Origin of the sequence: Limnohabitans sp. (assembly GCF_031539105.1) — a bacterium.
GTDB lineage: Bacteria > Pseudomonadota > Gammaproteobacteria > Burkholderiales > Burkholderiaceae_C > Limnohabitans.
Map to the genome: position 1 here is coordinate 79,283 of NZ_JAVKLM010000003.1, position 10,898 is coordinate 90,180.

Here is a 10,898-nt window from a genome sequence, read left to right on the forward strand (position 1 = left end):
ATGAGATTGTAGAGAGCCAAACACGGCTTTCACAGGCCCACTATGATGGTCCAAAACCGGCTCTCATCCAACACGATCTCTACCTTCAACACGGTTTTTCAAGTGCTTACAAAGCCAACAACCCCTTTGTTCCAAAGCCACTGCACCTCGCCATTAGGCGATGTGCTGATAGCGGCCAACGCGCATGGTTTGGCGGGTGTGTGGTTTGTGGAAGGTCAAGCACACATGCCAGACACCAGCTGCTGGCAGACGAACGACACACATCCCACCTTGCAAGCCGCAGCGCAGCAGTTGGCTGAATATTTCAGCGGCCAGCGTCATAGCTTCGACCTGCCCCTACATCCCATATCGGGTACCCCCTTCCAGCGCAGCGTGTGGCAAGCCTTGCAGCGCATTCCTTACGGACACACCTGCACGTATGGTGACATAGCCCGCAACATTGGCAACCCCAAAGCCGTTCGTGCCGTGGGCGCAGCGATTGGTCAGAATCCACACACCATCGTCGTGCCGTGCCATCGCGTGGTGGGTGCCAACGGCTCTCTCACGGGGTTCGCAGGTGGGCTTGAGAGAAAAATCTTTTTGTTAGCTCACGAGACCGCACACGCATGAACGAAGCGCATGTGCACTGGCGCGAATGGGTGCCTGAATTTGTGCTGCTGGCTTTGCTGTGGGGCTCGTCATTTTTGTTCATGCGCGAAGGCGCCCATGCTTTTGGCGCATTTCCTACCGCGTGGGTGCGCATCAGCTTGGCAGCGCTCATGCTGACGCCTGTGCTGATCTGGCGCAAAGAACTGCCCGTGCTCGTCCGGCACTGGCGCCCCGCCCTGTCTGCTGGCTTGCTCAATGCGGGCATCCCTTTCGCCTGTTATGCCTACGCGCTGATGCACATCAACACAGGCTTGACGTCGATCTTGAACGCCACCACACCCCTGTTTGGCGCACTCATCGCTTGGGTGTGGTTGGGCGACAAGCTCAATGCCACACGCGCGGTGGGATTGGCACTGGGCTTCACGGGGGTGGTGTTGCTGGCCAGCGATGTGCCGGGAGGCATTTCGTTTGAATCCGGCGGCTCTGGTCTTGCCATTGCAGCCTGCTTGGTTGCCACGTTTTGCTACGGCATTGCAGGGAGCTTCACCAAACGCTTTTTGCAAAACGTACCCTCCATCGTCACCACCACTGGTAGTTTGTGGGGTGCGAGCATTGGACTGACCATCCCCGCTCTGCTCACTTGGCCCAGCGAATCGCCAACACTGCATGCTTGGGGCGCACTCGGCATTGCAGGCTTGCTATGTACCGCCTTGGCCTATGTGTTGTATTTCCGGCTGATGACGCGAACGGGCCCCGCTCGTGCCATGACCGTGACCTATTTAATTCCGGTCTTCGCCAATTTCTTTGGTGTGGTGTTCTTAGACGAAGTGGTCACCCATTGGATGATGGGCTGCGCCGTGGTCATTGTGGCGGGCACCGCTTTGGCCTCTGGCCTTGTAGGCCGCAAATAAAGCTTGCAAGCGAAACGCTTGCCTGTTACATTAGTTGATCGCTTTAGTCGACTTCTAGCACGCACCTCTACATTGCCGTGCCAGCCCCTTAGCAAAGGGGCATTTAAGTAAATTCCCACTTCTTCGCGTATTTCAACCAGTTCTTTCAGGACTGCGTTTTGTCGTTCTATTTTTTAAGATTTCCATGATTCCAGCTATCCAAATACAAAACAACGCCATCACACTTGGCAAATACCGCATCGCGGCCTGTCCACGCGCACTTCCGAGCGGCCGCTTTGCAGCCCAAGTCTCTGTCGCCAGCGGCCAAGGCAGCGCCAGCACCGCACGCATCATGTCGTTCATCGATGACTTCGCTACACATGCTGACGCAGCCAACTACTCACTGGCGCAAGGTTTGGATTGGGTGCATCGCACAACACCCACGCATTAAGTTGCAGACGTGAAAAAGGCCTCAGAACTTACGTTCTGAGGCCTTTTTTGATTGACTCAGCACAAGGCTGAATCAAAAGATCTGCAGGGCTTAGTAACCGCCGCGACCGCCACCACCGTAGCCACCTGAACGGTCGCCACCACCACCGTAGCCGCCACCGCCTGAGCGATCGCCACCACCGTAGCCGCCGCCACCTGAACGGGGAGGACGTGGTTCCATTGGGCGTGCTTCGTTCACAGTGATGCTACGACCACCCAAAGATTGACCATTCATGCCTTCGATAGCAGCTTGTGCTTCGGCATCGCTGCCCATTTCGACAAAGCCGAAACCTTTTGAGCGGCCGGTGTCGCGCTCCATCATGACTTTGGCGCTGGTAACAGAACCGAATTCACCGAAAGATTGCTCGAGGTCGCCATCGCGAACCGTGTATGGCAGATTGCCGACGTAAAGTTTATTGCCCATGAGGACTCCTTAAATACAAGAAAAAGCGAAGGGGTCCCGATAGCACAACTAACCCGAGAAGTAACGCCGTAGCGCGCGAAACTGACCTATCACCTGATTTGCGCCAGTGGTTTATTACCAGCGCTGAGGCATTATGCACTTCTTTTCACAATTTAAAATTTAAGAAGCGCTTTTATTCATCATTTACGCAACGCTTGATGTGCGCAGGCAAGAAAAAAGCCCAAGCAGCGAACTACTTAGGCTTTTTATTTGGCGGAGTGGACGGGACTCGAACCCGCGACCCCCGGCGTGACAGGCCGGTATTCTAACCAACTGAACTACCACTCCTGATAGCTGTAACTTTTGCCATGAAGCTTCATGCAACATGACCAAGTGCTACAAAACTTGGCGACCCTACGGGGATTCGAACCCCGGTACTCACCGTGAAAGGGTGATGTCCTAGGCCTCTAGACGATAGGGTCATAACCTAGACTGTTTCTTTAGAAACGTCTCGACATTTTGGTGGAGGTAAGCGGGATCGAACCGCTGACCTCTTGCATGCCATGCAAGCGCTCTCCCAGCTGAGCTATACCCCCGTTGGGTGTCGAGAACAATAGTATATCAAGAATTTTAGCGTTTGGTCAAACGCGCCAAAACTTTTTGTTTGCCGCACAGCCAAAGCACGGCGTCCACCGACGGTGTTTGCGGTGTGCCCATGACCAAAACGCGCACAGGCATCGCAAGTTGTGGCATCTTCAAACTTTGCTCAGTCAACACTTCTTTGAACGCAGCACTCACATTGGCTGTGCTCCACTCTGCCAGTGCGCCGAGCTTGGCAGCCAAGGCATCGAGTGCGGGCAGCACAGCGGGTGTGATGTGTTTGACTACATCGTCCGCCTGTGGTGTGACGTCGTTGTAAAACGCCGTGGCCCAATCAGCCAAGACTAACAAGGTGTCGCAGCGGTCTTTGAACAAGCCGCAAATGGCAGGCAAACGGTCGTCGGCGGTGATGCCGCGCTTGGCCAACTCAGCGCTCACCAACGGTGCGAGTGCATCGTCGGCCATCGCTTTCAAATGTTGGGCGTTGACCCACTTGAGCTTGGCTTCGTCAAACTGTGCGGCACTGCGGCCGAGGTGATCGAGGTTGAACCACTCTAAGAATTGCGCACGGCTGAAAATTTCGTCATCGCCGTGGCTCCAACCCAAACGCGCAAGGTAGTTGACCATCGCGTCAGGCAAATAGCCTTCGTCGCGATATTGCGTCACGGCTTTGGCGCCGCTGCGCTTGCTCATCTTCTCGCCTTGCTCGTTGAGCACGGTGGGCAAGTGGGCATACACCGGCGTTTCTTTGCCCAGCGCTTTGAAGATGTTGATTTGGCGGGGCGTGTTGTTCACATGGTCGTCACCACGGATGACATGGGTGATGGCCATGTCGATGTCGTCCACCACCACGCAAAAGTTGTAGGTGGGTGTGCCATCGGGGCGGGCAATGACCAAGTCGTCCAACTCGTCGTTGCTGATTTCGATGCGACCTTTGACTTTGTCTTCCCACACGACCGAGCCGCCTTGTGGGTTTTTAAAGCGCAGAACAGGCTTCACGCCTTCAGGAATGGCGGGCAAGGTCTTGCCTGGCTCGGGGCGCCACGTGCCGTTGTAGCGTGGCTTTTCTTTGTTAGCCATTTGCTGTTCGCGCAGGGCGTCCAGCTCTTCCATGCTCATATAGCATGGATACACGTGGCCACCGGCTTTGAGGTCTTCCAACACGGCCTTGTAACGGTCCATGCGCTGCATTTGGTAGAAAGGGCCTTCGTCGTGGTCGAGGCCCAACCACTTCATGCCTTCGATGATGACGTCCACCGAGGCTTGGTTGGAGCGCTCAAGATCGGTGTCTTCAATGCGCAAAATAAAGTCGCCACCAGTGGCGCGTGCAAACGCCCAAGGGTACAAAGCCGAGCGAATGTTGCCGAGGTGAATAAAGCCAGTGGGCGATGGCGCGAAACGGGTGCGAATTTTGGTCATGCAGAAATAAAAATCAAAGGGTATCGAGGCCGCGCAAAAGGTCGGCCTTCATGTCGTCTAAATGTTCGAGGCCAGCCGCAAAGCGAATCATGCCTTGGCCAATGCCTGCGGCTTGACGCTGGTCTTCCGACAGCTTGCCGTGCGAGGTGCTGGCGGGGTGTGTGAGCAAGGTTTTGGTGTCGCCCAAGTTGGTACACAGCGAGAGTGTGCGCAAGCTGTCGAGCACATGGAACGCTCGCGTTCGCGCTTGCTGCGGGTCAGTCGCCTTCACATCGAACGACAACACCGCGCCGCCCATGCCCGACATTTGCTTCAACGCCAAGTCGTGCTGCGGGTGAGAAACTAAGCCTGGGTAGTACACGCGTGAAACCGCAGGATGCTGCTCCAGCCACTGCGCCATCGCGTGGGCATGTGCGCTTTGCGCACGCATGCGAATGTCGAGCGTCTCCAAACCTTTGAGCACCACCCAGGCATTGAAGGGTGACAGCACCATGCCGGTGTTCTTCATGACCGGCAAAAACTTTTCTTTGATCAGCTTTTCGCTGGCACACAATGCGCCAGCCATCACACGGCCTTGGCCATCCAAATACTTGGTGCCAGAATGCATGACGATGTCTGACCCCATGGCCATGGGGCGCTGCAGAATTGGCGTAGCAAAACAGTTGTCGACCGCCAGCAATGCGCCCGCGTTGTGCGCCATGTCGGCCAAGGCAGCGATGTCACACACCTCGGTCAAAGGGTTGGTGGGCGTTTCGGCAAACAAGATCTTGGTGTTAGGGCGAATGGCAGCTTGCCACTCAGCCAAATCGGTTTGGGACACCACAGTGGATTCCACACCAAAGCGGGCGAACTCTGAGCCAATGAGCTTCAAAGTCGAGCCAAACATGGACTGTGAATACACCACATGGTCACCCGCTTTGAGCAAGCTGAACAACATCAACATGACCGAAGACATGCCTGAAGATGTGGCCAAGCAAGCCTCGCTCCCCTCCAACGCAGCCAAGCGCATTTCAAAGCTGCTGACTGTTGGGTTGCCTGAGCGACCATAGGTGTAGCCGTCTTCTTCGCCCGCAAAGCGGCGTGCCGAGGCTTCGGCCGAGGGCTGCACATAACCGCTGGTCAGGTACAAGGCTTCAGAGTTTTCACCATACTGACTGCGGTCAGCGGCCAAACGCACAGCCAAAGTTTCTAGGTGCAAATCTGCGGGCAAAGGGTGTTGGCTCATACCTAAGTTACTCCGAAGGGTTGGGCAAAGCGAGGCGCGAGTTGTCTTCAGCGCCCTCTTCCTGACCCACACGTTTTTCGTTCAAACGCACGATGTCGCTCAGTGACACATCGCCTGTCACATACACGCCATCAAAGCAAGAGGCATCAAAGCCGTCGAGCTTAGGAGCGCCAGCGGCGGTGGCTGAGAGCACGGCTTGCTTCATGGCTTCGACGTCTTGGTAAATCAAGGCATCGCAACCAATGAGCTCACGAATTTGTTCAATGGTGCGGTCATGGGCCACCAACTCTTCGGGCGTAGGCATATCAATGCCGTACACGTTAGGAAAACGCACAGGCGGCGCCGCGCTGGCCAAGTACACCTTGCGTGCGCCTGCATCACGGGCCATTTGCACAATCTCGCGGCTGGTCGTGCCGCGCACGATGGAATCGTCCACCAACAGCACGTTGCGGCCTTTGAATTCGCTGGCAATCACGTTGAGTTTTTGGCGCACCGACTTTTTACGCACGCCTTGACCCGGCATGATGAAGGTGCGGCCCACGTAACGGTTTTTAACAAAGCCTTCGCGGTAAGGCACGCCCAACAAATGCGCCAGTTGCGTGGCGCTGGGGCGGCTGGATTCAGGAATCGGAATGATCACGTCGATGTCGGTCGGTGGCACCGCGGAAATCACCCGCTTGGCCAAAGTCTCGCCCAAGTTCAAACGGGCTTGGTAGACAGAGATGCCGTCCATCGTCGAGTCTGGACGTGCCAAGTACACGTATTCAAAAATACAAGGCTTGAGCTGGGGCACATCGGCGCATTGCATGAAGTGAGCTTGGCCTGCGAGGTCAATGAACACCGCTTCGCCCGGTGCAATGTCCCGCTCAAACACATGGCCCGTGCCGTCCAATGCCACCGACTCGCTGGCCACCATGTAGGTGCCATCCGCACCACGGCCAATGCACAAAGGGCGAATGCCAAACGGGTCACGAAACGCCAGCAAGCCGTGGCCTGCAATCATGGACACCACAGCGTAAGAGCCTTGGATGCGGCGGTGCACGCGGCGCACGGCTTCAAACACATCAGCGGGCTTCAGGGGCAAGCCGCGTGTGGTTTTGTCAATCTCGTGGGCCAGCACGTTGAGCAACACTTCAGAGTCGCTCTCGGTGTTGATGTGGCGGTGGTCTTCAGAAAACAACTCCGCCTTCAACGCGTGGGCGTTGGTCAAGTTGCCGTTGTGCACCAGTACCAAGCCGTAAGGTGCGTTCACGTAAAAAGGCTGAGCCTCTTCTTCGCTGAAGGCATTGCCTGCGGTGGGGTAACGCACTTGGCCTAAGCCGTTGTTGCCAGGCAAGGCGCGCATGTTGCGGGTGCGAAACACATCTCGCACCATGCCTTTGGCTTTGTGCATGAAAAATTTACGGTCCAGCTGGGTCACGATGCCTGCGGCATCTTGGCCTCGGTGCTGCAAGAGCAACAAGGCGTCATAAATCAACTGGTTCACAGGTGCGTTGCTTGCAACGCCGACGATGCCACACATTAGGGGAGGTACTTTCCAAAATCAGCCGGTAACACCGGCTTCAACACATGCAAAAACTGTTGCAACCACTGCGCACCTTGGGCTTCTCTCCAGCCTTCAGTCTCACGCATGGGCGTCATGCCCACCAACACGGTCACAGCCAACAAAATGACCACACCGCGCATCAATCCAAACAAGCTGCCCAACAAACGGTCCAAAGGCCCCAGGCCCACGGCAGACACCAGCATTTTGACCACAAAACTGACCAGCACCGTCGCCACTAAGACCGCGACAAACACCACCACAAAACCAGCGGCATAACGCAGCATTTGGCTGCTGCCTTCCATGGGCAACCACGCGGCAGCCATCGGGGCATACATCTGCGACACATAAAACGCAGCCACCCAACCCGCCAGTGACAGCACCTCTTGCACAATGCCGCGCCAAAGCCCTAACGAGAATGACAGGCCCAAGACGGCCAGTAGCATCCAATCTACGGCCGAAAGTGCTTGCATCGCTTGTTACAGCGTCAAGACTTGCGGCTGCAATTGCAACTGCTTGATCTTGTTTGCCATCTTGTCGGCATCGTCACGTTTGGTGAACGGACCCACGCGCACACGCACGCGACGCCCATCTTTGCCCTCAATGACTTGGGTGTAAGTGGCAATGCCTGCTTTTTCAAGCTTGCTGCGCGCTTCGCGCAGCTTGCCATCGTCCGAAAACGTGCCGGCTTGCACCACAAAGCGAGCACCTGTGTCTTTGGTGTCGGTGGGCTTGGTCGCTACTTCGGTCTTGGCAGGCGGCTTCACTTCTGCCTTCACTGGCTCGGGCTTGTTTTCTGTTTTGGGCACCACAGCGGCAACTGCCGCAGCGGCCGCCACTGCAACTTCAGGTTTGATCTCTGCTTTTGGCTTGGCTTCTACTTTGGGCTCGGGCTTTACATCCGGCACCACTTCTTCTTTGGCATCCAAGCCTGCACCGGCTGACAAAGGCTTTTGCTTGGAGGTATCGACCAAAGGCTTGGCTGTGGCGCGGTCTGGAATGTCCACCGCAATGTCCACCGACACAGGGCGCGGCTGGGTGTCAAACAACAAGGGGAAACCGACCACGCCCAACACGACCAATACCGAGGCACCAATCAAACGGTGACGTGCGCGGCGACGCATGGCGTCCACGCTCTCGGCGGGACTGTTGCTGGGGTTGCCTTGGGGCTCGCTGGTCGGTTGACCGGGCAATCGAAACTTGAAAAAAGCCATGTGAATGGGGTCTCAGGAGCTCAAATGTGGGGCGTCTAAACGGGGGATGCCATTCGCCAAAATCCCCCCGACCGTAAAGAACGATCCGAAGACAACAATTCTATCAGCGGGGTCTGCCGCAGCCACGGCTGCGTCCAGTGCGGCTTGTGGGTCGGAATGGGTGCTGGCTTGCACGTCTTTGCGGAGGTTGCCCGCTTGCCAAACTTCTTGCAACTGGGTGGCTTTGGCGGCGCGTTGGGTAGGCAAATCGCAAAAGTACCAGCGGTCCACCAAGGGGCCCACACGTGCCAGCATAGGGGCCACGTCTTTGTCGGCCATGGCACCAAACACCACGTGGGTGGTGGGATAAAAACCCATGGCATCGAGGTTTTCGGTCAGTGCCGCCACAGCGTGGGCGTTGTGCGCCACATCAAACACCAAAGCAGGCTGGCCCGGCACGATTTGAAAGCGCCCTGGCAACTCCACCATGGCCAAGCCATTGCGAATAGCTTGGGCCGTCACAGGCATGTCGCTGCGCAAAGCCTCAAGAGCCGCCAACACACCGCTGGCATTGACCAACTGGTTAGCCCCACGCAACGCGGGATAAGCCAAACCGCTGTAGCGGCGTCCACGCCCTGCCCAACCCCACTGCTGCTTGTCGCCGGTGAAATTGAAGTCACGACCAAACAGCCACAGGTCAGCGCCAATTTCGGTGGCGTGGTCAATCACACTTTGCGGCGGCACGGGGTCGCTCACGATGACGGGACGACCCGTGCGCATGATGCCGGCCTTCTCGCGGCCAATGGTTTCGCGGTCATGACCCAAAAAGTCCATGTGGTCTAGGTCCACGCTGGTGATGATCGAACAAGTCGGCTCAATCACATTCACCGCGTCCAAGCGCCCGCCCAAGCCGACCTCAAGAATGGCCACATCGATGGGTGACGACGCCATCAAACTCAAAATCGCCAAGGTGGTGAACTCGAAGTAAGTGAGTGATACCTCACCGTCTTGGGTCCGTGCCGCTTCTACTTTCGCGAAATGTGGCAGTAAATCGTCTGGCTGCACGGTTTCGCCATGCACGCGGCAGCGCTCTTGGAAATGCACCAAGTGGGGCGAGGTGTAAACGCTGGGGCGATAACCCGCTTCGAGCAAGCACGCCTCCAACATGGCGCAGGTCGAGCCCTTGCCGTTGGTGCCCGCCACGGTGATGACGGGGCAATCAAACTTGAGCGCCAAGCGCTCGGCCACGGTGCGTACGCGCTCAAGGCCCATGTCGATATTTTTAGGGTGCAAACGCTCGCAATGCGCGAGCCAACTGGCTAGTGAATTCATCCTGTGATTGTCGCCCACCGCTTCGGGCCACAAGGTTTGCGGCATGATTCAGCCCTATGAGCAAAACAACCATCACCGTTTACGGCATTCCCAACTGCGACAGCGTCAAAAAAGCCCGCGTGTGGCTGACTGACCATGGCGTGGACTACGTGTTTCACGATTTCAAAAAACAAGGCGTACCGCCCGAGGCTGTCGACGTATGGCTACAGCATGTGAATTGGGATGTGCTGGTCAACCGCAAAGGCACCACCTGGCGCAAGCTTGACCCGACGCTGCAAGCAAGCGTGGTGGACAACGCATCGGCCCGCGCCTTGATGCTGGAACACGCCAGTGTGGTGAAGCGACCGGTGGTGGTGAAAGGCCAAACGGTCATTGTGGGCGTCAACCCTGAGGCTTGGGAGAGCGTTGTAGCTTGAGTTGTTTCAAACCAAGTTTTACCGCCGCTTTACAGTGCAACTCGCACCAAGTACTACACTTCTGCCAAGTTAAAACGGATCTTCCATGAAAAAAATCACCCTTCAAACCACATTACTCGCCGGCCTGATGACTGTATTTGCATCGGCTTCGGTACAGGCGCAAGAAGTCGGCAAAGTCATCTCAAGCACGCCCATCATTCAACAAGTGGCCGTGCCACGCCAAGTGTGTAACAACCAACAAGTGACGACTGGCGGCCAAAAATCTGGCGCAGGTGCGGCCATGGGCGCGATTGCAGGCGGCGTCATTGGCAACCAAGTTGGCAGAGGGTCTGGCAACGCCTTAGCCACGATGGCTGGCTTATTTGGTGGTGCCATCTTGGGTGACAACATTGAAGGCCCAGGCACCGCCGAAGTGCGCAACGTCCAAAGCTGCAGCCAGCAAATGTTCTACGAGAACCGCACCATGGCTTACAACGTGGTGTACGAGTTTGCAGGCAAGCAATACACCGTGCAAATGCCTCAAGACCCAGGCCCTACCGTGCGTTTGCAAATCACCCCCATGGTGCCAGCCGCCAACACGAGCTACGGCAACGTGCCTCCTGCAGGCTCGGCTCCACGCTACTAAGCCGTTCACACGCTCATTTGGGCGTTTGACCAACCAAAAGCCGCTTTCAGCGGCTTTTGTTGTTTTGGGTCACCTAAAATCTACGGTTTTGCAATTCATACCGAGCGCACACCATGACCACAGAAAAAATCGACAGCGTCAGCATCACCACCCAAGCCAATGTGTTTTTTGACGG

At 56.5% G+C, this 10,898-nt stretch carries 12 protein-coding genes and 3 tRNA genes; 5 read left to right on the forward strand and 10 right to left on the reverse strand.

The features are described 5' to 3' along the window. The first annotated feature begins 45 nt into the window (after positions 1-45). From RMR24_RS00480 to RMR24_RS00490, 3 genes are all read left to right on the forward strand, one after another. The gene (locus RMR24_RS00480; protein ID WP_310613127.1) at positions 46-609 is read left to right on the forward strand and encodes a methylated-DNA--[protein]-cysteine S-methyltransferase; all 564 of its coding nucleotides are present in this window, start codon (positions 46-48) and stop codon (positions 607-609) included. Next, positions 606-1,499 (forward strand): DMT family transporter, encoded by an 894-nt coding sequence (locus RMR24_RS00485; RefSeq protein WP_310613128.1) that lies wholly within the window; start codon positions 606-608, stop codon positions 1,497-1,499. Before RMR24_RS00480 ends, RMR24_RS00485 begins: the two co-directional genes overlap by 4 nt. A gap of 184 nt (positions 1,500-1,683) precedes the next feature. Further along, a complete protein-coding gene (locus tag RMR24_RS00490) occupies positions 1,684-1,929 on the forward strand; it encodes a hypothetical protein (protein ID WP_310613129.1) in 246 nt (81 codons plus the stop codon). Positions 1,930-2,019: 90 nt separating this feature from the next. Here RMR24_RS00490 and RMR24_RS00495 read toward each other — a convergent pair whose 3' ends face one another. From RMR24_RS00495 to folC, 10 genes are all read right to left on the reverse strand, one after another. Beyond that, complete coding sequence (locus RMR24_RS00495) at positions 2,020-2,391, reverse strand: RNA-binding protein (RefSeq protein WP_310613130.1); 372 nt, start codon at positions 2,389-2,391, stop codon at positions 2,020-2,022. 250 nt (positions 2,392-2,641) lie between these two features. Further along, positions 2,642-2,718: transfer RNA gene (locus RMR24_RS00500), tRNA-Asp, on the reverse strand. A gap of 58 nt (positions 2,719-2,776) precedes the next feature. After that, positions 2,777-2,852 (reverse strand) — tRNA-Glu (locus tag RMR24_RS00505). A 38-nt stretch (positions 2,853-2,890) separates the two neighbouring features. Next, positions 2,891-2,966, reverse strand: a tRNA-Ala gene (locus RMR24_RS00510). 34 nt (positions 2,967-3,000) lie between these two features. Beyond that, positions 3,001-4,389 (reverse strand): glutamate--tRNA ligase, encoded by a 1,389-nt coding sequence (gene gltX / locus RMR24_RS00515; protein WP_310613131.1) that lies wholly within the window; start codon positions 4,387-4,389, stop codon positions 3,001-3,003. 13 nt (positions 4,390-4,402) lie between these two features. Next, a complete protein-coding gene (locus RMR24_RS00520) occupies positions 4,403-5,614 on the reverse strand; it encodes an O-succinylhomoserine sulfhydrylase (protein WP_310613132.1) in 1,212 nt (403 codons plus the stop codon). Positions 5,615-5,621: 7 nt separating this feature from the next. Next, positions 5,622-7,136 carry an amidophosphoribosyltransferase gene (gene purF, locus RMR24_RS00525; protein ID WP_310613133.1) on the reverse strand — a complete coding sequence of 505 codons (1,515 nt, stop codon included), beginning with the start codon at positions 7,134-7,136 and terminating at the stop codon, positions 5,622-5,624. Then, complete coding sequence (locus RMR24_RS00530) at positions 7,136-7,630, reverse strand: CvpA family protein (protein ID WP_310613134.1); 495 nt, start codon at positions 7,628-7,630, stop codon at positions 7,136-7,138. The genes purF and RMR24_RS00530 overlap by 1 nt, the downstream gene beginning before the upstream one ends. 6 nt (positions 7,631-7,636) lie before the next feature. Continuing rightward, positions 7,637-8,371 (reverse strand): SPOR domain-containing protein, encoded by a 735-nt coding sequence (locus RMR24_RS00535; RefSeq protein ID WP_310613135.1) that lies wholly within the window; start codon positions 8,369-8,371, stop codon positions 7,637-7,639. Between the two features lie 12 nt (positions 8,372-8,383). After that, entirely contained in the window at positions 8,384-9,682 is a 1,299-nt protein-coding gene (folC, locus tag RMR24_RS00540; RefSeq protein ID WP_310613136.1) for a bifunctional tetrahydrofolate synthase/dihydrofolate synthase, read from the reverse strand. 56 nt (positions 9,683-9,738) lie between these two features. On the opposite strand from folC, the gene RMR24_RS00545 reads away from it, so the two are divergent. After that, positions 9,739-10,098: an arsenate reductase gene (locus RMR24_RS00545; protein WP_310613137.1), complete on the forward strand. Its 360-nt coding sequence runs from the start codon at positions 9,739-9,741 to the stop codon at positions 10,096-10,098. 85 nt (positions 10,099-10,183) lie between these two features. Next, a complete protein-coding gene (locus RMR24_RS00550; RefSeq protein WP_310613138.1) occupies positions 10,184-10,723 on the forward strand; it encodes a glycine zipper 2TM domain-containing protein in 540 nt (179 codons plus the stop codon). Positions 10,724-10,898 lie beyond the last annotated feature (175 nt).

Excerpts from the sequence above, each read along its gene's own strand:
- RMR24_RS00480 (WP_310613127.1), top strand. The coding sequence starts at position 46 with ATGGTCCAAAACCGGCTCTCATCCAACACGATCTCTACCTTCAACACG.
- RMR24_RS00485 (WP_310613128.1), top strand. The coding sequence starts at position 606 with ATGAACGAAGCGCATGTGCACTGGCGCGAATGGGTGCCTGAATTTGTG.
- RMR24_RS00490 (WP_310613129.1), top strand. The coding sequence starts at position 1,684 with ATGATTCCAGCTATCCAAATACAAAACAACGCCATCACACTTGGCAAA.
- RMR24_RS00495 (WP_310613130.1), bottom strand. The coding sequence starts at position 2,391 with ATGGGCAATAAACTTTACGTCGGCAATCTGCCATACACGGTTCGCGAT.
- gltX (WP_310613131.1), bottom strand. The coding sequence starts at position 4,389 with ATGACCAAAATTCGCACCCGTTTCGCGCCATCGCCCACTGGCTTTATT.
- RMR24_RS00520 (WP_310613132.1), bottom strand. The coding sequence starts at position 5,614 with ATGAGCCAACACCCTTTGCCCGCAGATTTGCACCTAGAAACTTTGGCT.
- purF (WP_310613133.1), bottom strand. The coding sequence starts at position 7,136 with ATGTGTGGCATCGTCGGCGTTGCAAGCAACGCACCTGTGAACCAGTTG.
- RMR24_RS00530 (WP_310613134.1), bottom strand. The coding sequence starts at position 7,630 with ATGCAAGCACTTTCGGCCGTAGATTGGATGCTACTGGCCGTCTTGGGC.
- RMR24_RS00535 (WP_310613135.1), bottom strand. The coding sequence starts at position 8,371 with ATGGCTTTTTTCAAGTTTCGATTGCCCGGTCAACCGACCAGCGAGCCC.
- folC (WP_310613136.1), bottom strand. The coding sequence starts at position 9,682 with ATGAATTCACTAGCCAGTTGGCTCGCGCATTGCGAGCGTTTGCACCCT.
- RMR24_RS00545 (WP_310613137.1), top strand. The coding sequence starts at position 9,739 with ATGAGCAAAACAACCATCACCGTTTACGGCATTCCCAACTGCGACAGC.
- RMR24_RS00550 (WP_310613138.1), top strand. The coding sequence starts at position 10,184 with ATGAAAAAAATCACCCTTCAAACCACATTACTCGCCGGCCTGATGACT.